At 42.9% G+C, this 24,069-nt stretch carries 41 protein-coding genes; 34 read left to right on the top strand and 7 right to left on the bottom strand.

The genetic code is table 11. The features are described 5' to 3' along the window. From IEY03_RS16815 to rplQ, 29 genes are all read left to right on the top strand, one after another. A partial coding sequence (locus IEY03_RS16815; protein ID WP_505973593.1) for an EF-Tu C-terminal domain-related protein occupies nt 1–236 on the top strand: 236 nt, incomplete at its 5' end. Between the two features lie 341 nt (nt 237–577). Continuing rightward, complete coding sequence (gene rpsJ, locus IEY03_RS16810; RefSeq protein WP_011635639.1) at nt 578–889, top strand: 30S ribosomal protein S10; 312 nt, start codon at nt 578–580, stop codon at nt 887–889. Nucleotides 890–916: 27 nt separating this feature from the next. Beyond that, nucleotides 917–1,555, top strand: a complete 639-nt coding sequence (gene rplC / locus IEY03_RS16805; RefSeq protein ID WP_188843822.1) for a 50S ribosomal protein L3 — start codon at nt 917–919, stop codon at nt 1,553–1,555. Between the two features lie 17 nt (nt 1,556–1,572). Next, on the top strand, nt 1,573–2,178 hold the full coding sequence (gene rplD / locus IEY03_RS16800) for a 50S ribosomal protein L4 (protein ID WP_188843820.1): 606 nt from the start codon (nt 1,573–1,575) through the stop codon (nt 2,176–2,178). Beyond that, nucleotides 2,175–2,477 carry a 50S ribosomal protein L23 gene (gene rplW, locus IEY03_RS16795; RefSeq protein ID WP_188843818.1) on the top strand — a complete coding sequence of 101 codons (303 nt, stop codon included), beginning with the start codon at nt 2,175–2,177 and terminating at the stop codon, nt 2,475–2,477. The genes rplD and rplW overlap by 4 nt, the downstream gene beginning before the upstream one ends. A gap of 16 nt (nt 2,478–2,493) precedes the next feature. Continuing rightward, complete coding sequence (gene rplB, locus IEY03_RS16790) at nt 2,494–3,318, top strand: 50S ribosomal protein L2 (protein ID WP_188843816.1); 825 nt, start codon at nt 2,494–2,496, stop codon at nt 3,316–3,318. 14 nt (nt 3,319–3,332) lie between these two features. Continuing rightward, nucleotides 3,333–3,611, top strand: coding sequence for a 30S ribosomal protein S19 (rpsS, locus tag IEY03_RS16785; protein WP_006083596.1), 279 nt, complete (start codon nt 3,333–3,335; stop codon nt 3,609–3,611). Between the two features lie 15 nt (nt 3,612–3,626). After that, nucleotides 3,627–3,959: a 50S ribosomal protein L22 gene (gene rplV / locus IEY03_RS16780; protein WP_160056441.1), complete on the top strand. Its 333-nt coding sequence runs from the start codon at nt 3,627–3,629 to the stop codon at nt 3,957–3,959. Between the two features lie 12 nt (nt 3,960–3,971). Further along, nucleotides 3,972–4,661, top strand: coding sequence for a 30S ribosomal protein S3 (gene rpsC, locus IEY03_RS16775; protein WP_188843814.1), 690 nt, complete (start codon nt 3,972–3,974; stop codon nt 4,659–4,661). 11 nt (nt 4,662–4,672) lie between these two features. Continuing rightward, the gene (rplP, locus tag IEY03_RS16770; protein ID WP_160056437.1) at nt 4,673–5,083 is read left to right on the top strand and encodes a 50S ribosomal protein L16; all 411 of its coding nucleotides are present in this window, start codon (nt 4,673–4,675) and stop codon (nt 5,081–5,083) included. After that, a complete protein-coding gene (rpmC, locus tag IEY03_RS16765) occupies nt 5,083–5,274 on the top strand; it encodes a 50S ribosomal protein L29 (RefSeq protein WP_006083592.1) in 192 nt (63 codons plus the stop codon). Before rplP ends, rpmC begins: the two co-directional genes overlap by 1 nt. Next, a complete protein-coding gene (gene rpsQ, locus IEY03_RS16760; protein ID WP_188843813.1) occupies nt 5,274–5,522 on the top strand; it encodes a 30S ribosomal protein S17 in 249 nt (82 codons plus the stop codon). The genes rpmC and rpsQ overlap by 1 nt, the downstream gene beginning before the upstream one ends. 178 nt (nt 5,523–5,700) lie before the next feature. Next, entirely contained in the window at nt 5,701–6,069 is a 369-nt protein-coding gene (gene rplN, locus IEY03_RS16755; RefSeq protein ID WP_011494644.1) for a 50S ribosomal protein L14, read from the top strand. Between the two features lie 12 nt (nt 6,070–6,081). Beyond that, nucleotides 6,082–6,396 carry a 50S ribosomal protein L24 gene (gene rplX / locus IEY03_RS16750; RefSeq protein WP_188843811.1) on the top strand — a complete coding sequence of 105 codons (315 nt, stop codon included), beginning with the start codon at nt 6,082–6,084 and terminating at the stop codon, nt 6,394–6,396. Nucleotides 6,397–6,409: 13 nt separating this feature from the next. Continuing rightward, the gene (gene rplE / locus IEY03_RS16745; protein WP_160056431.1) at nt 6,410–6,949 is read left to right on the top strand and encodes a 50S ribosomal protein L5; all 540 of its coding nucleotides are present in this window, start codon (nt 6,410–6,412) and stop codon (nt 6,947–6,949) included. A 10-nt stretch (nt 6,950–6,959) separates the two neighbouring features. Continuing rightward, nucleotides 6,960–7,265, top strand: coding sequence for a 30S ribosomal protein S14 (rpsN, locus tag IEY03_RS16740; protein ID WP_188843809.1), 306 nt, complete (start codon nt 6,960–6,962; stop codon nt 7,263–7,265). 24 nt (nt 7,266–7,289) lie between these two features. After that, nucleotides 7,290–7,682 carry a 30S ribosomal protein S8 gene (gene rpsH / locus IEY03_RS16735; protein WP_160056427.1) on the top strand — a complete coding sequence of 131 codons (393 nt, stop codon included), beginning with the start codon at nt 7,290–7,292 and terminating at the stop codon, nt 7,680–7,682. A gap of 10 nt (nt 7,683–7,692) precedes the next feature. After that, complete coding sequence (gene rplF, locus IEY03_RS16730; RefSeq protein ID WP_188843807.1) at nt 7,693–8,226, top strand: 50S ribosomal protein L6; 534 nt, start codon at nt 7,693–7,695, stop codon at nt 8,224–8,226. A 10-nt stretch (nt 8,227–8,236) separates the two neighbouring features. Then, the gene (gene rplR / locus IEY03_RS16725) at nt 8,237–8,587 is read left to right on the top strand and encodes a 50S ribosomal protein L18 (RefSeq protein WP_188843805.1); all 351 of its coding nucleotides are present in this window, start codon (nt 8,237–8,239) and stop codon (nt 8,585–8,587) included. Nucleotides 8,588–8,598: 11 nt separating this feature from the next. After that, nucleotides 8,599–9,102 carry a 30S ribosomal protein S5 gene (gene rpsE / locus IEY03_RS16720; RefSeq protein WP_076502247.1) on the top strand — a complete coding sequence of 168 codons (504 nt, stop codon included), beginning with the start codon at nt 8,599–8,601 and terminating at the stop codon, nt 9,100–9,102. Between the two features lie 5 nt (nt 9,103–9,107). Then, nucleotides 9,108–9,290, top strand: a complete 183-nt coding sequence (gene rpmD, locus IEY03_RS16715; RefSeq protein WP_188843803.1) for a 50S ribosomal protein L30 — start codon at nt 9,108–9,110, stop codon at nt 9,288–9,290. A gap of 4 nt (nt 9,291–9,294) precedes the next feature. Further along, nucleotides 9,295–9,729, top strand: coding sequence for a 50S ribosomal protein L15 (gene rplO / locus IEY03_RS16710; protein ID WP_188843800.1), 435 nt, complete (start codon nt 9,295–9,297; stop codon nt 9,727–9,729). A 7-nt stretch (nt 9,730–9,736) separates the two neighbouring features. Further along, nucleotides 9,737–11,077, top strand: a complete 1,341-nt coding sequence (secY, locus tag IEY03_RS16705; protein WP_188843798.1) for a preprotein translocase subunit SecY — start codon at nt 9,737–9,739, stop codon at nt 11,075–11,077. Nucleotides 11,078–11,099: 22 nt separating this feature from the next. Then, a complete protein-coding gene (rpmJ, locus tag IEY03_RS16700; RefSeq protein WP_006083579.1) occupies nt 11,100–11,213 on the top strand; it encodes a 50S ribosomal protein L36 in 114 nt (37 codons plus the stop codon). A gap of 117 nt (nt 11,214–11,330) precedes the next feature. After that, nucleotides 11,331–11,687, top strand: coding sequence for a 30S ribosomal protein S13 (gene rpsM / locus IEY03_RS16695; protein WP_188843796.1), 357 nt, complete (start codon nt 11,331–11,333; stop codon nt 11,685–11,687). A gap of 17 nt (nt 11,688–11,704) precedes the next feature. Beyond that, nucleotides 11,705–12,097, top strand: a complete 393-nt coding sequence (gene rpsK / locus IEY03_RS16690; protein WP_011635661.1) for a 30S ribosomal protein S11 — start codon at nt 11,705–11,707, stop codon at nt 12,095–12,097. A gap of 31 nt (nt 12,098–12,128) precedes the next feature. Then, complete coding sequence (rpsD, locus tag IEY03_RS16685) at nt 12,129–12,749, top strand: 30S ribosomal protein S4 (protein ID WP_188843794.1); 621 nt, start codon at nt 12,129–12,131, stop codon at nt 12,747–12,749. Between the two features lie 24 nt (nt 12,750–12,773). After that, nucleotides 12,774–13,763, top strand: coding sequence for a DNA-directed RNA polymerase subunit alpha (locus IEY03_RS16680; protein WP_188843792.1), 990 nt, complete (start codon nt 12,774–12,776; stop codon nt 13,761–13,763). A gap of 40 nt (nt 13,764–13,803) precedes the next feature. Next, the gene (gene rplQ / locus IEY03_RS16675; RefSeq protein WP_188843790.1) at nt 13,804–14,199 is read left to right on the top strand and encodes a 50S ribosomal protein L17; all 396 of its coding nucleotides are present in this window, start codon (nt 13,804–13,806) and stop codon (nt 14,197–14,199) included. 455 nt (nt 14,200–14,654) lie between these two features. Here the strand turns inward: rplQ and IEY03_RS16670 are convergent, their stop codons facing one another. Genes IEY03_RS16670 through ccmA form a run of 6 tightly spaced genes read right to left on the bottom strand, consistent with a single transcriptional unit; the run spans nt 14,655 to nt 17,713 of the window. Further along, entirely contained in the window at nt 14,655–14,882 is a 228-nt protein-coding gene (locus IEY03_RS16670; RefSeq protein WP_188843788.1) for a hypothetical protein, read from the bottom strand. A gap of 30 nt (nt 14,883–14,912) precedes the next feature. Then, nucleotides 14,913–15,410 (bottom strand): cytochrome c maturation protein CcmE, encoded by a 498-nt coding sequence (gene ccmE / locus IEY03_RS16665; protein WP_188843786.1) that lies wholly within the window; start codon nt 15,408–15,410, stop codon nt 14,913–14,915. Further along, the gene (gene ccmD, locus IEY03_RS16660) at nt 15,410–15,607 is read right to left on the bottom strand and encodes a heme exporter protein CcmD (protein WP_188843784.1); all 198 of its coding nucleotides are present in this window, start codon (nt 15,605–15,607) and stop codon (nt 15,410–15,412) included. Before ccmD ends, ccmE begins: the two co-directional genes overlap by 1 nt. Further along, nucleotides 15,607–16,353, bottom strand: a complete 747-nt coding sequence (locus IEY03_RS16655) for a heme ABC transporter permease (RefSeq protein ID WP_188843782.1) — start codon at nt 16,351–16,353, stop codon at nt 15,607–15,609. The genes ccmD and IEY03_RS16655 overlap by 1 nt, the downstream gene beginning before the upstream one ends. A 13-nt stretch (nt 16,354–16,366) precedes the next feature. After that, nucleotides 16,367–17,053, bottom strand: a complete 687-nt coding sequence (ccmB, locus tag IEY03_RS16650) for a heme exporter protein CcmB (RefSeq protein ID WP_188843780.1) — start codon at nt 17,051–17,053, stop codon at nt 16,367–16,369. A 9-nt stretch (nt 17,054–17,062) separates the two neighbouring features. After that, a complete protein-coding gene (ccmA, locus tag IEY03_RS16645; RefSeq protein ID WP_188843778.1) occupies nt 17,063–17,713 on the bottom strand; it encodes a cytochrome c biogenesis heme-transporting ATPase CcmA in 651 nt (216 codons plus the stop codon). Nucleotides 17,714–18,040: 327 nt separating this feature from the next. Between ccmA and IEY03_RS16640 the strand changes: the two genes are divergently transcribed. Continuing rightward, nucleotides 18,041–18,334 (top strand): c-type cytochrome, encoded by a 294-nt coding sequence (locus tag IEY03_RS16640; protein ID WP_188843776.1) that lies wholly within the window; start codon nt 18,041–18,043, stop codon nt 18,332–18,334. 107 nt (nt 18,335–18,441) lie between these two features. Here the strand turns inward: IEY03_RS16640 and ccmI are convergent, their stop codons facing one another. After that, nucleotides 18,442–19,713, bottom strand: coding sequence for a c-type cytochrome biogenesis protein CcmI (gene ccmI, locus IEY03_RS16635; RefSeq protein WP_188843774.1), 1,272 nt, complete (start codon nt 19,711–19,713; stop codon nt 18,442–18,444). Nucleotides 19,714–20,128: 415 nt separating this feature from the next. Here ccmI and IEY03_RS16630 point away from each other — a divergent pair, with 415 nt between their 5' ends. From IEY03_RS16630 to IEY03_RS16615, 4 genes are read left to right on the top strand one after another with little or no spacing between them, the layout of a single operon-like run. Next, on the top strand, nt 20,129–22,105 hold the full coding sequence (locus IEY03_RS16630; protein ID WP_188843772.1) for a heme lyase CcmF/NrfE family subunit: 1,977 nt from the start codon (nt 20,129–20,131) through the stop codon (nt 22,103–22,105). A 12-nt stretch (nt 22,106–22,117) separates the two neighbouring features. Next, nucleotides 22,118–22,672: a DsbE family thiol:disulfide interchange protein gene (locus IEY03_RS16625; protein ID WP_188843770.1), complete on the top strand. Its 555-nt coding sequence runs from the start codon at nt 22,118–22,120 to the stop codon at nt 22,670–22,672. Then, nucleotides 22,672–23,145, top strand: coding sequence for a heme lyase NrfEFG subunit NrfF (gene nrfF / locus IEY03_RS16620; protein ID WP_188843767.1), 474 nt, complete (start codon nt 22,672–22,674; stop codon nt 23,143–23,145). Before IEY03_RS16625 ends, nrfF begins: the two co-directional genes overlap by 1 nt. Further along, nucleotides 23,142–23,738 (top strand): TlpA family protein disulfide reductase, encoded by a 597-nt coding sequence (locus tag IEY03_RS16615; protein WP_229778377.1) that lies wholly within the window; start codon nt 23,142–23,144, stop codon nt 23,736–23,738. Before nrfF ends, IEY03_RS16615 begins: the two co-directional genes overlap by 4 nt. Nucleotides 23,739–24,069 lie beyond the last annotated feature (331 nt).

The raw sequence follows: 24,069 nt of genomic DNA, 5'->3' as shown, positions 1-24,069 counted from the left end.
GCGGACGTCACACTCCATTCTTCAAAGGTTACCGTCCACAGTTCTACTTCCGTACAACTGACGTAACTGGTACTATCGAATTACCAGAAGGCGTAGAAATGGTTATGCCTGGTGACAACATCAAGATGGTTGTTACTTTGATTTACCCAATCGCGATGGACGACGGTTTACGTTTCGCTATCCGTGAAGGTGGCCGTACAGTTGGTGCTGGTGTTGTAGCTAAAATCATCGCTTAATTGCGAATTTAGTTATCACTGAAAAAGGAAGCTTCGGCTTCCTTTTTTTATGGGTAAAATTTACTGGTAATTTAGAATTTAAAGTGTACAATGCTGCGCTACGAATTGTGGGTTAACTTCTAATAGATATATCGCACAATGGGCTTGATCTTCAAGTTGAGATCTGTATAATTGCCCACTCGCTGCACTAGTGCAGTGAACGAAAGGAAAGTCGATTAGGCTTTCATATTCATAGCGACTCCGATTGGGAGTCGAACGGTTAAATCATCTCACTCTGCTTTTCCAAATAGGAAGTAGCTAGAGGGTGATTTTTTATGTGTCCATTTTAGGAGCTCTGGTCAATGCAGAACCAAAGAATCCGTATCCGCTTGAAAGGCTTTGATCATCGTTTAATTGATCAGTCTACAGCGGAAATCGTTGAAACTGCTAAGCGTACAGGCGCGCAGGTACGTGGTCCTATTCCACTACCTACTCGCAAAGAGCGTTATACCGTTTTGATCTCTCCGCACGTTAACAAAGATGCTCGTGATCAGTACGAAATCCGTACTCACAAGCGCTTAGTTGACATCGTAGAGCCAACAGAAAAGACAGTAGACGCGTTAATGCGTTTAGATCTTGCGGCTGGTGTCGACGTTCAGATTAGCTTAGGTTAATTGAGATCCTTAGAAGAGGTTTGAGAGATGGCTATCGGTCTTATTGGTCGTAAAGTGGGTATGACTCGCATCTTCACTGAAGATGGCACGTCAATCCCTGTAACAGTGATTGAAGTCACTGGCAACCGTGTTACTCAAGTGAAAACTTTAGAAACTGACGGTTACCGTGCACTACAAGTCACTACAGGTACCAAAAAAGCCAATCGCATCACTAAAGCAGAAGCAGGCCATTTTGCCAAGGGCGGCGTAGAAGCCGGTCGTGGTTTATGGGAAGTGCGTCTAGCAGATGGTGAAGGCGAAGGCATTGAAGTTGGTGCTGAGCTTAATGTTGATATTTTCGCAGAAGTGGCGAAAGTAGACGTTACTGGTCAATCAAAAGGTAAGGGCTTCCAAGGCGGCGTTAAGCGTTGGAACTTCCGTACTCAAGATATGACTCACGGTAACTCTTTGGCACACCGCTCGAATGGTTCTATCGGTCAGAACCAAACGCCTGGTCGTGTATTCAAAGGCAAGAAAATGTCAGGCCATATGGGTGCTGAGCAAGTAACAACTCAGAATCTACACGTTGTACGTGTTGATGCAGAGCGTAACTTGTTATTAGTACGCGGCGCAGTTCCAGGCGCTACCAATGGTGACTTGATTATCAAGCCAGCAGTTAAAGCTTAAGGTCTGAGGAGATAGTAATGGAATTGGTATTGAAAGACGCGCAGAGCGCTCTTGAAGTTTCCGAAACTACCTTCGGCCGTGACTTTAACGAGGCACTGGTTCATCAGGTAGTTGTAGCTTACGCTGCAAACGCACGTCAAGGCACTCGTGGCCAGAAGACGCGCGCGGAAGTAACTGGCTCAGGCAAAAAGCCTTGGCGCCAAAAAGGCACAGGCCGCGCTCGTGCCGGTAGTGTTAAAGGCCCGATCTGGCGTGGCGGTGGCGTAACATTCGCTGCTAAAACTCAAGATCACAGCCAAAAAGTTAACAAGAAGATGTACCGTGGTGCTTTAAAGAGCATTCTTTCTGAATTGGTACGTCAAGAGCGTTTAGTCGTTGTTGAATCTTTTAGTGTTGATGCTCCTAAAACTAAAGAGCTAAAAGCTAAATTACAAGCAATGAACTTAGAAGACGTTCTAATTGTTACTGCAGAAGTTGATGAGAATTTATTCTTAGCAGCTCGCAACTTATACAAAGTTGACGTTCGTGACGTTGCGGGTCTTGACCCAGTAAGTCTAATCGCGTTCAACACTGTTCTTGTTACTGCTGATGCAGTGAAGCAAATTGAGGAGATGCTAGCATGATCACCGAAGAACGTTTGCTAAAAGTGATTCTTGCTCCACACATCTCTGAAAAGAGCACTGTAGTTGCAGAGAAGAACAACACTGTAGTTTTCCGCGTAGCAATCGATGCGACTAAAGCAGAGATCAAAGCTGCAGTAGCGAAGCTATTTGAAGTTGAAGTAGATTCAGTTCGTACTTTAGTTAACAAAGGTAAAACCAAGCGTACTGGTGCTCGTTCAGGCCGTCGTAGCGATTGGAAAAAAGCTTATGTGACTTTAGCTGCTGGTGCTGACATCGATTTCGTCGGCGGCGCTGAGTAAGCAAAGGAGAATTATCATGGCAGTTATTAAGTGTAAGCCAACCTCTCCAGGTCGTCGCCACGTAGTTAAAGTGGTGAATACGGACCTGCATAAGGGTAAACCTTTTGCTGGCCTGTTGGCGAGAAAAACGAAAAGTGGTGGCCGTAACAATACTGGTCGTATCACTGTCCGTCACGTTGGTGGTGGTCATAAGCAACACTACCGTCTAATCGACTTCAAACGCGATAAAGATGGTATCCCAGGTAAAGTTGAGCGTCTTGAGTACGATCCAAACCGTACTGCACACATTGCTTTAGTATTATACGCAGATGGTGAGCGTCGTTACATTCTTGCTGCTAAAGGCATGCAAGCTGGTGATGCAATTCAATCTGGTAACGATGCTGAAATCAAGACCGGTAATGCTAAAGCATTACGCAACATCCCTGTAGGTTCAGTTGTTCACGCAGTAGAAATGAAGCCTGGTAAAGGTGCTCAGATCGCTCGTTCAGCTGGTGCTTATGTACAAGTTGTTGCTCGTGATGGCGCATATGCTACTCTACGTCTTCGCTCTGGCGAAATGCGTAAAGTACCAGTTGATTGTCGCGCGACATTTGGTGAAGTTGGTAATGCCGAACACATGCTACGCCAGTTAGGTAAAGCAGGTGCTAAGCGCTGGAGAGGCGTACGCCCTACAGTTCGTGGTGTTGCAATGAACCCAGTAGACCATCCACATGGTGGTGGTGAAGGCCGTACTTCTGGTGGACGTCATCCAGTGAGTCCATGGGGTGTGCCAACTAAGGGTTATAAAACTCGTAGTAACAAGCGCACTGATAAGTACATCGTACGTCGTCGTAATAAATAGTAAGAGGATTCGCCATGCCACGTTCTCTCAAGAAAGGTCCCTTCATTGACCTGCACTTGCTGAAGAAGGTAGAGAAAGCGATGGAAGCGGGTGATAAAAAACCAATTAAGACTTGGTCACGCCGCTCAATGATCATCCCTAATATGATTGGGTTGACCATCGCTGTCCATAATGGTCGTCAGCACGTACCTGTGTTCGTAACTGACGAAATGATCGGCCACAAGCTTGGTGAATTTTCACCAACTCGCACTTATCGCGGCCATGCTGCTGATAAGAAAGCGAAGAAGCGTTAATACGGGAGGAATAAGATGGAAGTTTTAGCTAAACATCGTTTTGCTCGTACGTCTGCGCAAAAGGCCCGTCTAGTTGCTGATCAAATTCGCGGATTGCCTGTTTCTAAGGCTCTCGAGATTTTGACCTTCAGCCCAAAGAAAGCCGCCGTACTAGTTAAAAAAGTACTTGACTCAGCTATCGCAAACGCCGAACACAACGAAGGTGCTGACATCGATGAGCTTAAAGTTGGAGCCGTCTTCGTAGACGAAGGCCCAACTATGAAGCGTATCATGCCACGTGCCAAAGGCCGCGCTGATCGTATCATGAAGCGTACCAGCCACATTACTGTGGTTGTATCAGATCGCTAGGAGAAGAGAGCAATGGGACAGAAAGTACATCCTAATGGTATCCGTCTGGGTATCACTAAGCCTTGGATCTCTACCTGGTACGCAGATAAGTCAGACTATGCAAATAATCTGAACAGCGACTGGGAAGTGCGTCAATATTTAACGTCAAAGTTAAAAGCCGCATCAGTATCTAAGATTGTCATTGAACGCCCAGCGAAAAGCATCCGCGTTACTATTCACACAGCCCGTCCAGGCGTTGTGATTGGTAAGAAAGGTGAAGACGTTGAAGTATTACGTGCACATGTGTCTAAAATCACTGGCACTACTGCTCAAATCAACATCGCTGAAATCCGTAAGCCTGAATTAGACGCTAAGCTCGTTGCTGACTCTATTGCTCAGCAGTTAGAGCGTCGTGTTATGTTCCGTCGTGCTATGAAGCGCGCGGTTCAAAACGCAATGCGCATTGGTGCCCAAGGTATCAAAGTTGAAGTGAGCGGTCGTTTAGGTGGTGCTGAAATCGCACGTTCTGAATGGTATCGTGAAGGTCGTGTACCTTTACATACTTTACGTGCTGATATCGACTATTCAACAGCAGAAAGTCACACTCAATATGGTGTGATTGGTATTAAAGTTTGGATCTTCAAAGGTGAAGTTCTAGACGGTTTAATTCCTGCTATTGAAGAGCCAAAGCAGCAACCTAAGCGTAAGCCTCGTGGTAAATAGGAGAAACTTTAATGCTGCAACCTAAACGTATGAAGTTTCGCAAGATGTTCAAGGGCCGCAACCGTGGTCTAGCGAACGGTACTGAAGTTAGCTTTGGTACTTTCGGTTTGAAAGCAGTCGGCCGTGGCCGTTTAACTGCACGTCAAATTGAATCTGCACGTCGTGCCATGACACGTCATGTTAAACGTCAAGGACAAATTTGGATTCGAGTTTTCCCTGACAAGCCAATTACCTCTAAGCCTCTTGAAGTGCGTATGGGTAAAGGTAAAGGTAACGTTGAATACTGGGTATGTCAGATTCAACCTGGTAAGGTTCTTTATGAGATGAATGGTGTCTCTGAAACGTTGGCTCGTGAAGCCTTCGCTTTAGCAGCTGCTAAGCTTCCTTTAAAGACTACCTTCGTAACTAAGACGGTGATGTAATGAAAGCGAGCGAACTAAGAGAAAAGAGCGTTGAAGAACTTAACGCTGAATTACTTGGTCTGCTGCGTGAGCAGTTTAACCTGCGTATGCAACACGCTACTGGTCAATTGACTCAAACGAATCAATTGAAGCTAGTGCGTCGTAACATTGCACGTGTTAAGACCATTATTACTTCTAAGGCAGGTGCGTAATGTCTGATAAAATCCGTACTTTGCAAGGTAAAGTAGTTAGTAACAAAATGGACAAGTCTATTACTGTTGCTATTGAGCGCCAAGTGAAACACCCAATCTATGGGAAATACATTAAGCGTACTACAAAGATCCATGCACATGACGAAACTAATCAGTGTAATGAAGGTGACATCGTGACTATTAGTCAATGTCGTCCTCTATCTAAGACTAAGTCTTGGACCCTAGCTGAAGTAGTAACCAAGGCCTAATTTTATTAGGTTAATCTAAACGGCTCCAATAATTTGGGGCCGTTTGTTTTTTTTGCTATGCAATCCGATATTGTGGTGTTATACTTGCGCGCCAATTTTGAGTAAAACTATCCTCAAATTTGGCTAAATATTGTCCCAATATTGGGATTTGTGTAGTAACGATAGCGGAGCACTTAAAATGATCCAAATGCAATCGACTCTTGACGTCGCATGTAACAGTGGCGCACGTAGAGTTCAGTGTATTAAGGTCTTGGGTGGCTCTCATCGTCGTTATGCCGGTATCGGCGACATCATTAAAGTTTCTGTTAAAGAAGCGATTCCTCGCGCTAAAGCGAAGAAAGGTGATGTATATAACGCGGTGGTAGTCCGTACTAAGAAAGGCGTACGTCGTCCAGACGGTTCTGTCATTCGCTTCGATCGGAATGCAGCGGTATTGCTTAACGCAAACCTTGCACCGATTGGTACTCGTATCTTTGGACCTGTGACACGTGAATTGCGTACTGAGCAATTTATGAAAATTGTGTCATTGGCACCTGAAGTACTGTAAGGAGCTTTCAAAATGGCAGCAAAAATCCGTCGTGAAGACGAAGTAATTGTACTAGCAGGTAAAGACAAGGGTAAACGCGGTAAAGTTTCTCAAGTTCTACCTACTGGTAAATTGATTGTTGAAGGCATCAATCTTGTTAAAAAACACCAAAAGCCAAACCCACAATTGGGCGTAACTGGTGGCGTTATCGAGAAAGAAGCACCGATTCAAGCATCAAACGTAGCGATCTTTAACCAAGCCACAGGCAAGGCAGATCGTGTTGGTTTCCGATTTGAAAACGACCAAAAAGTCCGTTTTTATAAATCGAACAGCGAACTCGTTAAGTAATTTGGAGTAAACGATGGCGAAACTGCATGATAAATATCAAGAGACTGTAGTTGCTGAACTAGCTAAAAAGTTCGGTTATAGCAGTGTCATGCAAGTCCCTCGGATTGAAAAAATCACCCTTAATATGGGTGTAGGCGAAGCTGTTGCAGATAAGAAAGTTATGGAGCACGCGCTTCGTGACATGACTGCAATCGCTGGTCAAAAACCAGTTGTAACTGTAGCTCGTAAATCAGTTGCTGGTTTTAAAATCCGTGAAGGCTACCCTATTGGCTGTAAAGTTACCCTACGCGGTGAGCGTATGTGGGAATTTTTAGAGCGTCTAGTTGACATTGCAATTCCACGTATTCGTGACTTCCGTGGCCTAAGCGCAAAAGCGTTTGATGGTCGTGGTAACTACGCAATGGGTGTGAAAGAACAGATCATCTTCCCAGAAATCGATTACGATAAAATCGATAAGATTCGTGGTATGGATATTGTTATCACTACTACTGCGAAGAATGACGAAGAAGGTCGTGCTTTGTTGACCGCTTTTAACTTCCCATTTAAGAAATAAGGGTAGCATAATGGCTAAAACATCTATGAAAGCACGTGAAGCAAAACGTGCACAGCTCGTAGCTAAGTATGCTGAAAAGCGTCTAGCACTTAAAGCTACTATCAGCAGCCCAGAAACTTCAGAAGAAGATCGTTGGGATGCAGTACTTAAGTTGCAAGCACTACCACGTGATTCAAGCGCATCGCGTCAACGCAATCGCTGTAATCAAACTGGTCGCCCACATGGCGTTTTACGTAAATTCGGCTTAAGCCGTATTAAATTACGTGAAGCCACTATGCGTGGTGAAGTTCCTGGTCTACGTAAGGCCAGCTGGTAAGCACTTGTCACGGAGTAAGCTAATATGAGCATGCAAGATCCTATTGCGGATATGTTAACCCGTATTCGTAACGGCCAAGCTGCTAACCACGTATCTGTAAAGATGCCTTCAGCTAAGTTAAAAGTAGCAATTGCGAAATTACTTAAAGATGAAGGTTTCATTACTGACTACGCCGTAGCAGATGAAGCTAAGCCTGAATTAGAAATCACTTTAAAGTATTTCCAAGGCAAACCAGTCGTTGAGACTATCCAGCGCGTAAGCCGTCCTGGTCTTCGTATTTACAAAGGTAAAGACGAACTTCCAAAGGTTATGGGCGGTCTGGGTATCGCAATTGTGTCCACTTCTAAAGGCTTGATGACTGATCGTGCCGCCCGCCAATTTGGCACGGGTGGCGAGGTTATCTGCTACGTAGCGTAAGGAGTTAGTAATGTCTCGTGTTGCAAAAGCACCAGTCACTATCCCTGCTGGCGTAGAGGTGACTTTAAACGAACAGGCTTTAACCGTCAAAGGCGGTAAAGGAAGTCTGACTCGAGTAATCAACAATGCGGTAAATGTTGTTATCGAAAATGCAGAAGTAAAGTTTTTACCTGTCGAAGGCGTTGAAGGCGCTTGGGCACAGGCAGGAACTGCACGTGCACTAGTACACAACATGGTTGTTGGTGTCTCTGAAGGTTTTGTGAGAAAACTTAAATTAGTTGGTGTAGGTTACCGTGCGAAAATCGCTGGTAGTGACTTAGACCTAACATTAGGTTTTTCACATCCATTAGTACACAAACTGCCCGCAGGCGTTACTGCAGAATGTCCTAGCCAAACTGAAATCGTCTTAACTGGCGTTGATAAGCAGTTAGTAGGTCAAACAGCAGCCAATATTCGTGGCTACCGTCCACCAGAGCCTTACAAAGGCAAGGGTGTTCGCTATGACGACGAAGTTGTACGCCGTAAAGAGGCTAAGAAGAAGTAGGTAACGCGATATGGATAAGAAAACATCTCGCTTACGTCGCGCTACTCGTGCACGTAAGAAGATCCAAGAGCTAGGCGTGAACCGTCTGGTTGTACATCGTACACCGCGTCACATTTATGCTCAGGTGATCAGTCCTGAAGCTCAGGTGTTAGCTGCTGCATCAACTGTTGAAAAAACAGTTAAAGAGCAACTAAAGAGTACCGGAAACGTAGATGCGGCTAAAGCAATTGGTAAACTAGTTGCTGAGCGTGCGATCGAGAAGGGCGTAGCTACTGTTGCGTTCGACCGTTCTGGTTTCAAGTATCACGGACGTGTGGCTGCATTAGCAGACGCTGCTCGTGAAGCTGGCCTGAAGTTCTAAGGGGTTATAAAATGGCTAAATTAGAAGCTCAGCAAAAAGACGATTTGCAAGAAAAATTGATTGCAGTTAATCGTGTTTCTAAAGTAGTTAAGGGCGGTCGTATCTTTAGCTTCACAGCACTAACAGTAGTGGGTGACGGTAACGGTAAGATTGGCTATGGCTATGGTAAAGCGCGTGAAGTTCCTGCAGCTATTCAAAAAGCAATGGAAAAAGCCCGTCGTAATATTGTGACCGTTGAGTTGAATGCAGGTACTCTGCATCATCCAGTTAAAGGTCGCCATACTGGTTCTCTTGTGTACATGCAACCTGCATCACAAGGTACTGGTATTATTGCCGGTGGCGCAATGCGTGCCGTATTGGAAGTAGCAGGCGTTCATAACGTTCTGTCAAAAGCATACGGTTCTACTAACCCGATCAACATCGTTCGCGCGACTGTAGATGCATTGGTGCACATGAAGTCACCAGCGCAAATCGCAGCTAAGCGTGGCCTGAATGTTGATGAAATTCGAGGTTAAGCACCATGGCTACTAAAACAGTTAAAGTAACACAGACTAAAAGCAGCATCGGACGTTTACCAAAACACCGTGCTACCCTAACGGGTTTAGGTCTGCGCCGTATTGGTCATACAGTTGAAGTTGAAGATACTCCTTCAGTTCGCGGTATGATCAACAAGGTTTACTACATGGTTTCGGTGGAGGAATAAGATAATGCGTCTAAATACTCTATCTCCAGCTGCAGGTTCTAAATCTGCTCCTAAGCGTGTTGGCCGTGGTATCGGTTCAGGTTTAGGTAAAACAGCAGGTCGTGGTCATAAGGGACAAAAGTCTCGTTCTGGCGGCGGTCCTCGCGTAGGTTTTGAAGGCGGTCAAATGCCTCTTAAAATCCGTTTACCTAAGTTTGGCTTTACCTCGCGCAAAGCTTTGGTTTCAGCTGAAGTTCGTTTACTCGAACTAGCAAAAGTTAACGGTGATGTTATCGATTTGAACGCTCTGAAAGATGCGAACGTTATTACTCGCAACATCCAGTTTGCGAAAATCGTTCTTTCAGGTACCATTGAGCGCCCTGTGACTGTTAAAGGTCTAAAGGTAACCAAAGGTGCACGTGCAGCTATTGAAGCTGCCGGCGGTAAGATCGAGGAATAATACGTCGATGGCAAAACCAGGACTTGATTTAAAAAGCGCGAAAGGCGGAGTTTCAGAACTGAAAACTCGTCTTCTGTTCGTGATTGGTGCGATAATCGTCTTTAGAGCGGGTTCGTTCGTGCCAATTCCTGGTATTGACGCAGCTGTATTAGCAGAGCTTTTTGCTCAGCAAAAAGATACCATCCTTGGCATGTTTAACATGTTCTCGGGTGGTGCTTTAGAGCGTGCTTCTATCTTTGCATTAGGTATCATGCCGTATATTTCGGCATCGATCATTATGCAGTTATTGACTGTTGTGCATCCTGCACTTGCTGAATTGAAAAAAGAAGGCGAATCAGGACGTAAGAAAATCAGTCAATATACTCGATATGGCACTCTTGTGTTGGGTACATTGCAATCTATCGGTATCGCGACAGGTTTACCAAATTTAGTCCCTGGCCTTGTGGCTAATGTTGGATTTGGTTTTTACTTTGTAGCGGTTGTGAGCTTAGTAACAGGAACTATGTTCCTTATGTGGCTAGGTGAGCAAATTACTGAACGTGGCATCGGTAACGGTATCTCGATTTTAATTTTCGCAGGTATTGTTGCAGGTTTACCATCGGCTATCGGCTCAACAGCCGAGCAGGCGCGTCAAGGTGACTTGAATGTATTGGTACTACTGTTGCTCGCGGTTATTGTATTTGCTGTAACATATTTAGTGGTATTCGTGGAACGTGGGCAGCGTCGTATCGTTGTTAACTACGCTAAGCGTCAACAAGGCCGTAAGGTTTTTGCTGCGCAAAGCACCCACTTACCATTGAAAGTGAACATGGCAGGTGTAATTCCACCAATTTTTGCATCCAGCATAATTTTGTTCCCAGGCACACTGGCTCAGTGGTTTGGTCAAAATGAGTCTTTGTCATGGTTAAGCGATTTCGCTTTAGCTGTGTCACCAGGACAACCGCTGTATTCATTATTGTACGCGACAGCAATTATCTTTTTCTGTTTCTTCTACACTGCGTTGGTTTTCAATCCACGCGAAACAGCGGATAATCTGAAAAAGAGTGGTGCATTCATTCCTGGGATCCGTCCCGGTGAACAGACTTCGCGTTACATTGATAAAGTAATGACTCGTTTAACCTTAGCGGGTGCGATTTACATTACCTTTATCTGCTTAATTCCGGAGTTCATGTTAATTGCGTGGAAAGTACAGTTCTATTTTGGCGGTACTTCACTACTAATTATAGTAGTCGTAATCATGGACTTCATGGCTCAGGTTCAGACCCATATGATGTCTCATCAATATGAGTCTGTGATGAAGAAAGCTAATCTTGTAAACAAAGCGAATTTAGATCGCTTTGGCAAATAATTAGCTTTTACGGAGTGATGAAATGAAAGTTCGAGCTTCCGTGAAGAAGATCTGCCGTAATTGCAAGATCGTCAAGCGTAGTGGTGTTGTACGCGTTATCTGTGTTGAACCAAAACACAAACAGCGTCAAGGCTAAGTAAGAAGTTGGTCAGTCCAATAATGGGCTGACCAAAAATTTTGTTTGCAAATCTGTCGTCTGTCGAGTATCCTTTCGGGCTTTTCGCAGATGGCCTTTAACTTTAAGGAGTGCATAGTGGCCCGTATCGCTGGCATTAACATTCCTGATCAAAAGCATACAGTCATTGCATTGACTGCTATTTTTGGTATTGGACGTACACGCGCTAGAGCAATCTGCGCATCTACTTCAATTGCTGAAGATGCTAAGATCAAGGAATTGAGCGAAGCTCAAATAGACATTCTACGCGAAGAAGTTGCCAAATATGTTGTAGAAGGTGACTTACGTCGTGAGATTTCAATGAACATCAAGCGTCTTATGGACCTTGGTTGTTATCGTGGTCTCCGCCATCGTCGTAGCCTGCCCCTTCGTGGGCAACGTACTAAGACCAATGCGCGTACGCGTAAAGGTCCACGTAAACCAATCAGAAAGTAACGGGAAGGTAAACCAAAATGGCTAAAGTTCCGTCACGTTCTCCGCGTAAGCGCGTACGTAAACAGGTTGCAGATGGCATGGCTCATATCCATGCATCTTTCAACAACACAATCGTAACCATTACCGATCGTCAAGGTAATGCTTTATCTTGGGCTACCTCTGGTGGTTCTGGTTTCCGTGGTTCACGTAAATCGACCCCGTTTGCTGCACAGGTTGCGGCAGAGCGTGCAGGTATTGCTGCGCAAGATTATGGTGTTAAAAACCTTGAAGTTTTTGTGAAGGGTCCAGGTCCAGGACGTGAATCAGCGATTCGCGCACTGAACGCAGTTGGTTATAAAATTACCAACATTACTGATGTGACACCTATCCCTCACAATGGTTGTCGTCCACCTAAAAAACGTCGTGTATAACACTACGTTATAGGATAGTTGGAGAAAGATCATGGCAAGATACTTGGGTCCTAAGCTCAAGCTCAGCCGCCGAGAAGGTACAGACCTTTTCTTAAAAAGCGGTGTGAGAGCAATTGAATCGAAGTGTAAGCTGGAAACTGCACCAGGCCAACATGGCGCTCGTAAGCCACGTTTGTCTGAGTATGGTACTCAGTTACGCGAGAAACAAAAAGTTCGTCGTATTTACGGTGTGTTAGAAAAGCAATTCCGTAACTACTATAAAGAAGCTGCGCGTCTAAAAGGCAATACAGGTGAAAACTTGTTACAACTTTTAGAAGTCCGCCTAGATAACGTAGTTTATCGTATGGGTTTTGGTGCTACTCGTGCAGAATCACGTCAGCTAGTAAGCCATAAGTCAATTATGGTTAACGGTCGTGTTGTTAACATTCCGTCATTCAAAGTGTCTGCGAATGATGTTGTAAGCATCCGTGAAAAATCACGCACTCAAGCTCGTATCAAAGCGGCTTTAGAAGTGGCTGGTCAACGCGAAAAGCCTACATGGGTAGAAGTCGACAGTGCGAAAATGGAAGGTGCTTTCAAGCGTCTACCAGAACGTAGCGATTTGTCTGCGGATATTAACGAACAGCTGATCGTCGAGCTTTACTCTAAGTAAAGCTAACAAACAAGAGAGGACACAATGCAGGGTTCTGTTACAGAATTTCTTAAACCGCGTCTCGTTGAAATTGAGCAGGTTAATTCAACTCGCGCCAAAGTTACACTAGAGCCACTAGAACGTGGTTTTGGCCATACCTTAGGTAACGCGTTGCGTCGCATCCTATTGTCGTCTATGCCCGGCTGTGCTGTTACAGAAGTCGAGATTGACGGCGTACTGCACGAATACAGCAGTAAGGAAGGCGTACAAGAAGATATCCTTGAGATATTGTTAAATCTTAAAGGTTTAGCGGTAACTATCGAGGGTAAAGACGAGGCAATGCTTACTTTAAGCAAGTCCGGCACAGGCCCTGTTACAGCAGCAGATATCACGCATGATGGCGATGTTACCATCATGAATCCTGATCATATTATCTGTCATTTGACTGGTAATAATGACATCAGCATGCGTATCCGTGTTGAACGTGGTCGTGGTTATGTGCCTGCTTCGGCTCGTGCACAAACCGAAGACGATGATCGTCCAATTGGTCGCCTGTTGGTAGATGCGTCATTCTCACCTGTAGCTCGCATTGCATACAATGTAGAAGCTGCTCGTGTTGAACAGCGCACAGACTTAGATAAACTCGTTATCGATATGACCACCAATGGTACTATTGATCCTGAGGAGGCAATTCGTCGCTCAGCAACAATTTTAGCCGAACAGTTAGATGCGTTTGTTGATTTACGTGAGCCTGCAGCTAAGCCTGAGGAAGATGATAAGCCGGAATTCGATCCGATATTGTTGCGTCCTGTCGACGATTTAGAGCTAACTGTACGTTCGGCTAACTGTTTGAAAGCCGAAGCGATTCATTACATCGGTGATCTGGTACAACGCACTGAAGTTGAGTTGTTAAAAACCCCTAACTTAGGTAAGAAATCTCTTACTGAAATTAAGGACGTTTTAGCATCTCGCGGACTGTCGTTAGGTATGCGTCTTGAAAACTGGCCTCCAGCTAGTTTAGCAGACGACCTATAAGTCTCAGGTTAGTACAGATTAAGGTTATAAGGATTAGGTCATGCGCCATCGTAAGAGTGGTCGTCAACTAAATCGTAACAGCAGTCATCGCCAAGCCATGTTCCGTAACATGGCATGCTCACTAGTTCGTCATGAGATCATCAAGACAACTGTAGCTAAAGCGAAAGAACTGCGTCGCGTAGTTGAACCTCTAATAACACTAGCTAAAGTAGACAGCGTTGCAAATCGCCGTTTAGCTTTCGCTCGTACCCGCGACGCTGAAGTTGTAGGTAAGTTATTTACTGAATTGGGTCCACGCTTCCAGGAACGTCCTGGTGGTTACACTCGTATTCTTAAGTGCGGTCTTCGTGCCGGTGATAAAGCCCCAATGGCTTACATCGAGTTAGTAGGTCGTCCTGAAGCTGCTGAAGCTGTTGAAGTTGAAGCTGCTGAGTAATTAATTTAATTACTCATTAAAAACCGAGCTTAGGCTCGGTTTTTTTATGCCTTATTGAAGTTCCCGTACTTTTAATTTATTACTACACTGCTTAGCCACAGTCATAAACTTACTTCACTTTTCTATTCTTTGCGTTCCTGCAATATATCGTGATTTCACAAAATCAGCAGATTGATCAGCATATGAACATTAAACTTATTGCTTATGTCTCTTCTCCATTAGATTGAATTTTGTCTGCTTTTAAAACCTCCAAAGTTCAGTGTCCTTTTTTGCTGTTTTTCAGCGTCATCGTATTGAACCAATTCTGTTTATTAATTGTGTACAGCAATGATGTTGGCGAGTCCGTTAATATGTTGTTTTGAACATCATCACAGTTAAGTCTTCTTTCCTAGAAGCCAGTCCAATATTCTTATTTAGCTTTTGTGATTAATTTTTAAAATAACTATTGCTATAAGCTAGTTAAGGATAAATATTGACTGATGTGCTGATGTGCTGATGTGCTGATGTGCTGATGTGCTGATGTGCTGATGTGCTGATGTGCTGATGTGCTGATGTGCTGATGTGCTGATGTGCTGATGTGCTGATGTGCTGATGTGCTGATGTGCTGATGTGCGGTATTTATTATTGCCTATTTGTGTCATGACGGATAATTGGTAATTATCCTTTAATAAAAAGCCAATCATATGATTGGCTTTTTATAAGTAAGCTATAAATTACTGGTATTTATAGCCTGCAGATTTCTTTTCTTCTGGGTAATCTAATTTTTCATGGGTTTGACCCATTGCTTCAGCAACTTCTGGAGGCATATAGTTTTCATCATGCTTTGCCAGTACTTCAGTTGCTTCGAGTTTTCCTGATTCGATCAATACCCCTTGAGCTACAATACCTTGTCCTTCGCGGAATAAATCAGGTAACAAGTCATCAAAGGTCACAATAATCTCACCGCCAGCAGAATCATGAATAGCAAATTCCACATGTAAGCTATTTGGGTCACGGATCATAGAGCCCATAGTTACCATGCCGCCAACACGAATACGCTGTCCCACATCAGGCTTAACGCCAGTATCCTTCTTACCATGGACGATTTCGTATGGTGTATAGAATAAGTTTAAGTTTGTATTCAATGCATACAATAGCAGAGATGCAACACCTGCTACACCCGCAATAAGTGCAACGGCTAAAGTTAGCCTTTTTTTACGTCTTGGGTTCACTATTTATTACCTCTAGATTCTTTTAAACGCTCTTCTCTGATGATCTTTTTCGAGATCTCAATTAAGACTTTTCTTCTTTGGCCTAAGCTATGAATAATTAATATTGCTAAACTGCCGAATGTTACTCCGTAGGCTAGCCAAACAAAAAATGCATAGCCACCCATATCTAAAAATGCTGCGAACGAATCAAATTGCATTATTTTGCCGCCTCCGTTTTAGCTAACTCTCGAACCCAAGGACGCATTCCATTACGTGCTAAGACTTCTGCTCTAAATCTGACTAATGTTAATGCGCCAATCATCATTCCAAAACCAAAAATATTGATCAGTAATGGATAGAGCATGTCACCTGTCATGGTTGATTTTTCTGTTATTTTAATTGTTGCAGGTTGATGCAGGCTGCTCCACCATTCAACAGAATACTTAATAATAGGAATGTTAATTACACCTACGATAGCTAAGATACCGGCGGCTCTAGCGGCTAACACTTTATCTTCAAACGAGGCATAAAGTGCAATGACGCCAAGGTATAAAAACAGTAAAACTAACTCTGATGTTAAGCGTGCATCCCATACCCACCAAGTACCCCACATAGGTTTGCCCCAAGCGGCACCAGTGAACAATGCAATAAAGGTTATTACTGCACCAATCGGTGCAATTGAGGCCGCAGCCCAATCGGCAGCTTTGATTTGCCAAACAAGGCCAATAAAGGAAGCGGTTGCCATCCCCATGTATGCGGCCATTGACATAGATGCAGCAGGTACATGGATGTAGATAATTCGGAAACTATCTCCTTGTTGGTAATCCATAGGTGCGTATAACATGCCCCAGGTTGTCCCTAAACCGATTAACGCAATTGCTAAACAAGCAAACCAAGGCAATAGTTTGCCTGCTAAATTATATGAACGCTCAGGATCTGCGTATGAATTGAGCCATTTCCACATCTTATTCCACATTTTAGTTTGTACTCACTCGTAATGAAGCACCAATTGCAAAGGGTGCCATGATTAAACAACCAACCAGCATGGCGCCAATAATAGCTAGCTGACCATCATAAGGTAAATTCATACCTGCAGCATCGATTGCACTTGTCGCAAAAATCAATACTGGAATATAAAGGGGTAGAATAAGAAGTGTCAGTAACACACCGCCTTTTCTCAGCCCTACTGTAAGTGCCACACCAATTGCACCTAGTAACGATAATACTGGTGTACCTAATGTGAGTGTCGCCATTAAGGCCATGTAACTATTGCTTTCAAGATGAAGCAATACAGCAAGTAATGGTGACACTAGTATTAAAGGAACGCCTGTTAATATCCAATGCGCCAAGACTTTCGCTAATACCATGATTGCCAAAGGTTGGGGGCTAAGTAACATTTGTTCCAAGCTGCCGTCTGTGTAATCGGCTTTAAACAAACGCTCTAGTGACAACATTGACGCGAGCAATGCCGCAACCCAAATTATGCCAGGAGCAACCCGGGTTAAAATTTGTGGTTCAGGTCCAATCCCCAGCGGGAAAAGAGTGACCACGATAATAAAAAATAACAGTGGGTTAAAGATGTCACCACGATGTCTGACCGCAATTTTCAAATCACGTTGTAGCAAGGTGATAAACGCACTGGTATAGCTAATGCCTCTGTTCATCATTGGACCTTATATGAAACGATAGTCAAGTTTGATTTTTCGAAGACGTGGTTCAGTAATTAAACTCATATCTTGATGAGTTGTCATAATTACACATCCACCTTGACTCGCATGATCTAAAAATAATCTTTCTAGTTCTTCAACACCTTTTTTATCGATAGCAGTAAATGGCTCATCTAGAATCCAAATTTTACAATTGGTATGCCATAACCTTGCTAACGCTGTGCGACGGTGTTGTCCTGCTGATAGATGACCTGCTAATGCTTCTTCAAACCCGCTGAGGTTTACTTTTTCCAATATGTCTGAAGTTTGATAGCTATCATAACCACTGATTCTTAAATTGAAGTTAAGATTTTCTTCTGCGGTTAACTCGCTTTTTACTCCGGCTAGGTGACCAAGATAAAGTAAGTTTTCGTTAAATTCATCACGTGTACGAGTAATGTCTTGTTCTAAGTACAGGACATCGCCAGAGTAGGGGCGTGATAAGCCAGCAAGTATGCGTAACAAACTTGTTTTGCCTGCGCCATTAGGACCTTCAATTTGAACAATGTCACCCGCGAAAATACCAAAACTGAGCTCGTCAAAAAGTAAACGCTCTTCACGAATACACGTTAGATTTTGTGCACTGATTAAGGGAGTGGATGGTGTTGTTTTTGTCACTGAACCCTCTATTTTAGCCTGTTAGGAAGTACTTCAAGATATTAACATAAACACTATTATGCAGTTACCTTTAGCTATGATTAAGTGTTAGCAATTTGAAGTAGTTCCAATAAAATTAATAAAGTTGGAACTTTTTCAACATTTCCTAATATATTACCCTGCCCTGTTAATAATGTGTTATTTCTATACTAAGCTGAGATTGTTATCACAAAAAGGTGAGATTTTTTGCAGTATGTAGTAATCTAGTCTCGCTAAATAAATAGTCTGCCGTTCAAATGACCAGGCAGAGATAAGCTTTGTATGTATTTGCAATTAGGAACGTTGAACATGAAAAAATTGTTAGCAATGACTGCAGTAGCTGCATTAACTTTGTCTGCGAATGTATTTGCTCAAGAAGGTGAAGCTGTTTATAACAAGGCTTGCCAAGTTTGTCACAGCATGGGTGTTGCTGGTGCGCCAAAGTCTCACGATGTTGCGGCTTGGGAACCACGTATCGCTAAAGGTATGGATGCTCTTTTAAACTCAGTTAAATCTGGTTTAAACGCAATGCCGCCAGGTGGTATGTGTACTGATTGTACTGACGAAGATTACAAGAACGCTATTGAGTTCATGTCAAAGTAATACTTTTTCAGTAATATAAAAACCGGCAGTAAGCCGGTTTTTTATGTCTATTATATAGGCATAAAAAAAGGAACTTTAAATAAGTTCCTTTTTTATTTGTGTTTAGGTTATTGCACTAATGTATTAAGTGTCAATGTGGTTTCTCCGCCAACCTTAACAGCTTCAACGATACCTTTAATATCGCCTGCTTGTGGTTTAACGCTACCATTTTTAGACAATACTGCAATGATTTCAACTTCTGTAGCACCACTTAATTTAACATCACCACCCATTGAAGTGCTGTCATCCAATGTTATTGTTAATGGTAAATCACTGGCGCTAATTTTTGTGGCAGCTAATGGCACTTTAGGGCCTTGAGTTGCACGGGCAAATATGAACACTTGGTCAGTTGGGCCGACTTTGTCTGCAAGCTCAGGAGCTATGCTAACGGCAACATTGACTGTTTTGCTCATCGTTGCATCAGCTTGTGCAGCACTTTGTTTGACAGGATTGTGTGCAGCATCATTTGGCATGGCGCCCATATCTGATTGCATGCTCATTTTAGCCGATTGAATCGCATTCATTAGTGCCGTGCGATCAACATCGCTACGGTCACTGTCTAAAATAGCTTGCCATGCATTGATGGCATCTTGGTATTGGGCATTAAAAAATGCATCCATACCTACAAGCAATAATGTTGAAGGATCTTGTGGGTCCAATGCTAATGATTGATCAATAATCGCTTTAATCGCTGGGGTAATCTTTTGACCCGCTTGATAATACATTGCTGTGGCTTTAGGACCTAGTAGCTCAGCGTGAGTGCCGACTAACTCCATTACTTTATCAAAAGCGGCTACAGCATGATTATACTGGTTAGCAGTAATGTAGGCATGGCCTAAGCTGAACCAAGCTTGGCTATTTTCAGGATCTTGTTGAACCTGCGCTTCCATCATTTGAACACGTTGAGCCATAATTTGCTCATTGCTCATGCCTTCGTGTGGATTGCTTGCCTGGGGTGGATTTGCTAATTCATTATAGGCACCAAGTTGCTGATAGAAGTAACCTGATAATGCCAATACTGCCACGGTCATAACCGATGGCCATAAAATACTTTTAGGTTTTGCTTCAACAAGTGAATCATCACCTTTGTGTTTCATATCTTGTAGCAGGCTTATTTCTAACTCTTTCTTTAATGCGTCGAATTCTGTTTGATCAAGTAATTCTTCTTGCAACTCTTTTTCAAGAATGCCTAAACGTTCATTGAATAGTTCTAGGTTAGTTTGCTTACGGACGCCAGACTCTTCGGCTTGAAGTAATTTTTGCTGGCGGAAATGAGGTACCCAAATCATCAATAAGCTGATAATAAGGACAAGCGCGATTAAAATCCAAAATGTGGTCATCGTTTCAATATTCACTTTTAGTTTATGGGAAAGCGGGGGGCCGCTGAGCTTGATTGCTTGATTATACGTAAAGATTATTAATTGAATAGTAATATAAGGAAGATATGAAACTGAATTTTGAGAGTTGGGCACTGCTTCACAATTTAAATTGTTGTCGTAAAAATTGTTGAAACTTTACATTATTTTGTTAGTCAGAGCCTTTACTATTGTGATCAGATGTTTTTGATCTTGCTGAATAGAGATAATGCGACCAGTAACTCAGTTTTACACGAAAGTGGCAGACATCAGCAGTAGCAAGCTCTAAAATGATTTAAAATTCGCTTAAGCTAATGTGAGTATAGTAGCGTATGCTCATCGCCAGCATTAACGTGGTTTGTTGATATCAAATCAATGTTTTTATAACTAAGGAATACCCATGATTCCAGAAATTGGACATTTTTCACTGATAATAGGTTTGGCATTTGCCATGCTATTAGCCAGTGTCCCATTAATAGGTGCTGCAAAAAAGGATGCGTATCTTGTTAGATATGCATGGCCTCTTGCGTACGGCATGTTCTTCTTTATTCTAATTTCAGTCATAACATTAGGCTATAGTTTTGCGGTTGATGATTTCTCCGTTGCCTATGTTGCGCACCATTCTAATTCACAGTTGCCTATCTTCTTTAAAATAGCAGCTGTATGGGGTGGTCATGAAGGATCTTTACTCTTTTGGGTATTCTCACTATCCGTTTGGGCAGCGGCTGTCGCTACCTTTAGTAAAGGATTAGAAGAAGTCTTTACCGCAAGAGTCTTAGCTGTACTTGCTATGATTATTGTTGGTTTTAGCTTATTCATGATTCTAACTTCTAGTCCTTTTGAACGAATCTTTCCTATTCCAATGGAAGGCCGTGATCTGAACCCAATGCTACAAGACGTAGGTTTAATTTTTCATCCTCCTATGTTGTATTTGGGCTATGTTGGCTTCTCGGTCAGTTTTGCCTTTGCTATCGCAGCTCTAATGAGTGGTAGCTTAGATTCAGCCTGGGCTCGTTGGTCACGTCCATGGACTTTAGCCGCTTGGGTATTCCTTACCGGTGGTATTTCACTGGGCTCTTGGTGGGCTTACTACGAACTCGGCTGGGGTGGCTGGTGGTTCTGGGATCCAGTTGAAAATGCCTCATTTATGCCTTGGTTAATTGGTACTGCACTCGTTCATTCTCTTGTTGTAACCGAAAAACGTGGTGCTTTCCGTAACTGGACCGTTCTCCTTTCAATTTTTGCTTTCTCATTAAGCTTGTTAGGTACTTTCATTGTGCGTTCTGGCGTATTAACGTCGGTGCATTCATTTGCCGCAGACCCAAGCCGCGGTATGTTTATCCTTCTACTATTAGCTATCGCCATTGGTGGTTCATTAACCTTGTTCGCATTCCGTGCCAGTGAAATGAGTAGCCCGGCTCGCTTTGAATTGAAATCTAAAGAAACTATGCTACTAGTCTGTAACGTGTTACTGACCGTAGCTGCAGGTACTGTGTTACTCGGTACTTTATATCCATTGCTTATTGATGCATTAGGCATGGGTAAGATTTCTGTAGGACCTCCATATTTTAATGCCGTATTTGTACCAATCGTATTGGTGTTATTTGGCTTTATGGGTATTGGCCCAATCATTCGTTGGAAAAAGTCAAAATCCGGTGAAATTAAGCGTCAATTGTTAATTCCTGCAATTATCGCAACTGTTGTAGGCTTAGCGGTACCATTTATGATGGGTGGCGAGTTCAACTTATGGGTTGCATTTGGTATTGGTGCAGCAACCTGGATTACGCTAGCAACCTTCCGTGCTGCATATAATATTGTTAAAGATAAAGAAGGCGGCATTAGCTTAACTCGTATTGGACGTAGTCAGCTTGGTATGGTTATCGCTCACTTAGGTATTGCGGTTTCAGTAGTCGGTGCCACTATGGTGTCAAACTACTCCATTGAGAAAAGTGTCCGTATGGGCCCAGGCATCAGTCAAGAGTTAGCGGGTTATACCTTTAAATACCTTGAGACCAAAAATGTTGTAGGTCCTAACTACACGGCCCAGCAAGGTCAAATTGAAATCTACCAAGATGACAAATACATCACCTTGCTAAAACCAGATCGCCGCCAATACAATGTCCGTACTATGGATATGACAGAAGCGGGTATTGATTGGGGCTTATTCCGTGACTTATATGTCACTATGGGTGACCCAATTAGTGCAACAGAGTTCGCTGTACGTTTAAACTATAAGCCTTATGTTCGTTGGTTGTGGTTCGGTTCAATCTTTATGATGGTAGGTGGCTTCCTTGCAGCATCGGATAAACGTTATCGTGTAAAGAAAGCCGTGACTGAAACGGAACAAAAAGCAAAAGAAAAGTTAGCTACAGCTTAAAACGGAGAATGTATGAAAAAGTTGGTGCTGTTTATACCACTAGCCTTATTTATGGTGATGGGAATATTCTTATATCAAGGTTTATTCCTAAATCCTCAGAAGCTGGACTCAGCATTAGAAGGAAAGCCGATCCCGGCTTTCCAACTTGAGAGACTTGAAACTCCGGGTGAAATGTTGACCGAGGCTGATTTAAAAGGTCAAGTATCACTGCTTAACGTTTGGGCTACTTGGTGCCCAGCATGTAAATATGAACATCCTTTTTTAACCATGTTATCTCGTCGTAATATCATGCCTATTTACGGTATTAATTATCGTGACGAACGTGCATTGGCAATTAAAGAACTTCGTCGTGAAGGTGATCCTTATACAATCAACCTTTACGATAAAGATGGACGTTTAGGTTTAGATCTTGGCGTGTATGGTGCACCGGAAACATTTATTGTTGATCATAACGGTATTATTCGATTCCGTTATGCAGGACCGATAGATCAAAATATTTGGAAAGAGACTTTGTATCCTATGGTTCAGCAATTACAAGCCGAAGCTAAAGCGGATGGAGCTGCGTAATGAAATTAGTTAATTTATCTATCACGCTGTTTGTGGCTTTGCTATTTAGCCTAATGGTGCAAGCAACACCAGTGGATACCTATGAGTTTAAATCACCAAGTAACCAAAAGCGTGCCATTTCGTTAGCCCATGAATTACGTTGCCCGCAATGTCAAAACCAAAACTTAGTCGATTCTAATTCTCCAGTTGCACAAGATTTGCGATTGGAGGTGTATAAGATGGTTGATGAAGGCAAATCAGATGATGAAATTGTTGAGTTTATGACAAGTCGATATGGTGATTTTGTCTTATATAAGCCAAGACTCGATCCAAAGACTTACGTTTTATGGATTGGTCCATTCGCATTATTAATCTTCGGATTTATTATTGGTGCAGTGCTAATTCGACGTCAACGTCATAATGCTAATTCAGATATCGAGATGTCAGCAGAAGATCAACAACAACTTGATGAATTACTGAAACGTAATAAATGATGATATCGTTAAAAAATATGCTTCTCACCGCTGCTATTATTAGTACAAGTTTACTCATAGTAGACAGTGGTGTTGCATACCCAGGTATGCAACCTAGTCAAAAGCCAGTATCTCAAACCGGTTTAGATAAAATTACCATCCTGCCGCAACCTTTTCCCATTGCCCAAGTTAACTTCAGCCAATTGAACAATGCCAAAGTCGATTTTGAAGCATTTAAAGGCAAAGTTGTCGTTGTGAATATGTGGGCGACATGGTGCCCACCTTGTGTCAGAGAGCTTCCTGCATTAGACAGGCTTGCCAATAAAATAGATCAAAGCCAATTCATGCTATTACCTATCTCAATAGATGCCGATGGCAAAGAGATAGTACAACCATTTTTGGAGTCGATTGGTTTGGCTGAATTCGAATCTTACTTCGATCCTAAGCAAAATCTCCGCGAAGTGTTCCCATTAGAAACAATACCAGCAACATTTATCTTAAATCCACAAGGTGAGCTGGTGGCATATGTACGTAGTTATGTCGATTGGGATGATGAAAACGCCATAGCCTTCTTAAAACAGTTTTATACCACAACAGAAAAAGTGGTCAATTAGCCTCCTTTTTGATGGCTAAATAAGCGATTTAGATCGCATTAGATTAAAAGATCGCCAAGCGATCTTTTTTTATATAAAAATTTTAAAAAAGGGGTTGCGCAAAAATCTTAGCTCCCTATAATGCGCATCCACTGACACGGCACAGCGCGAAAGCAAAGTAGCAAGTCAGGTTGATTTGAAACAGAAAGACTTCGGTTTTAAGCTCAAATCAACAGCGAAAAGAAAGTTTGAAAAAACACTTGACGCAGACAAGGGAAAGCGTAAAATACGCAGCCCAAGCCAACGACCTAGCGTCTAACGGCGATGTTTGAAAAATTAACATCAACGCTCT

The organism is Shewanella aestuarii (genome assembly GCF_014647215.1).
Lineage (GTDB): Bacteria > Pseudomonadota > Gammaproteobacteria > Enterobacterales > Shewanellaceae > Shewanella > Shewanella aestuarii.
The sequence above is the reverse complement of the archived record's forward strand: the minus strand, read 5'-3'. Positions and strand labels throughout refer to the sequence as shown.

What these genes read in the sequence shown, in the direction of transcription:
- rpsJ (WP_011635639.1), top strand. Translation starts at nt 578, where the DNA reads ATGCAGAACCAAAGAATCCGTATCCGCTTGAAAGGCTTTGATCATCGT.
- rplC (WP_188843822.1), top strand. Translation starts at nt 917, where the DNA reads ATGGCTATCGGTCTTATTGGTCGTAAAGTGGGTATGACTCGCATCTTC.
- rplD (WP_188843820.1), top strand. Translation starts at nt 1,573, where the DNA reads ATGGAATTGGTATTGAAAGACGCGCAGAGCGCTCTTGAAGTTTCCGAA.
- rplW (WP_188843818.1), top strand. Translation starts at nt 2,175, where the DNA reads ATGATCACCGAAGAACGTTTGCTAAAAGTGATTCTTGCTCCACACATC.
- rplB (WP_188843816.1), top strand. Translation starts at nt 2,494, where the DNA reads ATGGCAGTTATTAAGTGTAAGCCAACCTCTCCAGGTCGTCGCCACGTA.
- rpsS (WP_006083596.1), top strand. Translation starts at nt 3,333, where the DNA reads ATGCCACGTTCTCTCAAGAAAGGTCCCTTCATTGACCTGCACTTGCTG.
- rplV (WP_160056441.1), top strand. Translation starts at nt 3,627, where the DNA reads ATGGAAGTTTTAGCTAAACATCGTTTTGCTCGTACGTCTGCGCAAAAG.
- rpsC (WP_188843814.1), top strand. Translation starts at nt 3,972, where the DNA reads ATGGGACAGAAAGTACATCCTAATGGTATCCGTCTGGGTATCACTAAG.
- rplP (WP_160056437.1), top strand. Translation starts at nt 4,673, where the DNA reads ATGCTGCAACCTAAACGTATGAAGTTTCGCAAGATGTTCAAGGGCCGC.
- rpmC (WP_006083592.1), top strand. Translation starts at nt 5,083, where the DNA reads ATGAAAGCGAGCGAACTAAGAGAAAAGAGCGTTGAAGAACTTAACGCT.
- rpsQ (WP_188843813.1), top strand. Translation starts at nt 5,274, where the DNA reads ATGTCTGATAAAATCCGTACTTTGCAAGGTAAAGTAGTTAGTAACAAA.
- rplN (WP_011494644.1), top strand. Translation starts at nt 5,701, where the DNA reads ATGATCCAAATGCAATCGACTCTTGACGTCGCATGTAACAGTGGCGCA.
- rplX (WP_188843811.1), top strand. Translation starts at nt 6,082, where the DNA reads ATGGCAGCAAAAATCCGTCGTGAAGACGAAGTAATTGTACTAGCAGGT.
- rplE (WP_160056431.1), top strand. Translation starts at nt 6,410, where the DNA reads ATGGCGAAACTGCATGATAAATATCAAGAGACTGTAGTTGCTGAACTA.
- rpsN (WP_188843809.1), top strand. Translation starts at nt 6,960, where the DNA reads ATGGCTAAAACATCTATGAAAGCACGTGAAGCAAAACGTGCACAGCTC.
- rpsH (WP_160056427.1), top strand. Translation starts at nt 7,290, where the DNA reads ATGAGCATGCAAGATCCTATTGCGGATATGTTAACCCGTATTCGTAAC.
- rplF (WP_188843807.1), top strand. Translation starts at nt 7,693, where the DNA reads ATGTCTCGTGTTGCAAAAGCACCAGTCACTATCCCTGCTGGCGTAGAG.
- rplR (WP_188843805.1), top strand. Translation starts at nt 8,237, where the DNA reads ATGGATAAGAAAACATCTCGCTTACGTCGCGCTACTCGTGCACGTAAG.
- rpsE (WP_076502247.1), top strand. Translation starts at nt 8,599, where the DNA reads ATGGCTAAATTAGAAGCTCAGCAAAAAGACGATTTGCAAGAAAAATTG.
- rpmD (WP_188843803.1), top strand. Translation starts at nt 9,108, where the DNA reads ATGGCTACTAAAACAGTTAAAGTAACACAGACTAAAAGCAGCATCGGA.
- rplO (WP_188843800.1), top strand. Translation starts at nt 9,295, where the DNA reads ATGCGTCTAAATACTCTATCTCCAGCTGCAGGTTCTAAATCTGCTCCT.
- secY (WP_188843798.1), top strand. Translation starts at nt 9,737, where the DNA reads ATGGCAAAACCAGGACTTGATTTAAAAAGCGCGAAAGGCGGAGTTTCA.
- rpmJ (WP_006083579.1), top strand. Translation starts at nt 11,100, where the DNA reads ATGAAAGTTCGAGCTTCCGTGAAGAAGATCTGCCGTAATTGCAAGATC.
- rpsK (WP_011635661.1), top strand. Translation starts at nt 11,705, where the DNA reads ATGGCTAAAGTTCCGTCACGTTCTCCGCGTAAGCGCGTACGTAAACAG.
- rpsD (WP_188843794.1), top strand. Translation starts at nt 12,129, where the DNA reads ATGGCAAGATACTTGGGTCCTAAGCTCAAGCTCAGCCGCCGAGAAGGT.
- IEY03_RS16680 (WP_188843792.1), top strand. Translation starts at nt 12,774, where the DNA reads ATGCAGGGTTCTGTTACAGAATTTCTTAAACCGCGTCTCGTTGAAATT.
- rplQ (WP_188843790.1), top strand. Translation starts at nt 13,804, where the DNA reads ATGCGCCATCGTAAGAGTGGTCGTCAACTAAATCGTAACAGCAGTCAT.
- IEY03_RS16670 (WP_188843788.1), bottom strand. Translation starts at nt 14,882, where the DNA reads ATGATTGGCTTTTTATTAAAGGATAATTACCAATTATCCGTCATGACA.
- ccmD (WP_188843784.1), bottom strand. Translation starts at nt 15,607, where the DNA reads ATGCAATTTGATTCGTTCGCAGCATTTTTAGATATGGGTGGCTATGCA.
- IEY03_RS16655 (WP_188843782.1), bottom strand. Translation starts at nt 16,353, where the DNA reads ATGTGGAAATGGCTCAATTCATACGCAGATCCTGAGCGTTCATATAAT.
- ccmB (WP_188843780.1), bottom strand. Translation starts at nt 17,053, where the DNA reads ATGAACAGAGGCATTAGCTATACCAGTGCGTTTATCACCTTGCTACAA.
- IEY03_RS16640 (WP_188843776.1), top strand. Translation starts at nt 18,041, where the DNA reads ATGAAAAAATTGTTAGCAATGACTGCAGTAGCTGCATTAACTTTGTCT.
- ccmI (WP_188843774.1), bottom strand. Translation starts at nt 19,713, where the DNA reads ATGACCACATTTTGGATTTTAATCGCGCTTGTCCTTATTATCAGCTTA.
- IEY03_RS16630 (WP_188843772.1), top strand. Translation starts at nt 20,129, where the DNA reads ATGATTCCAGAAATTGGACATTTTTCACTGATAATAGGTTTGGCATTT.
- IEY03_RS16625 (WP_188843770.1), top strand. Translation starts at nt 22,118, where the DNA reads ATGAAAAAGTTGGTGCTGTTTATACCACTAGCCTTATTTATGGTGATG.
- nrfF (WP_188843767.1), top strand. Translation starts at nt 22,672, where the DNA reads ATGAAATTAGTTAATTTATCTATCACGCTGTTTGTGGCTTTGCTATTT.
- IEY03_RS16615 (WP_229778377.1), top strand. Translation starts at nt 23,142, where the DNA reads ATGATGATATCGTTAAAAAATATGCTTCTCACCGCTGCTATTATTAGT.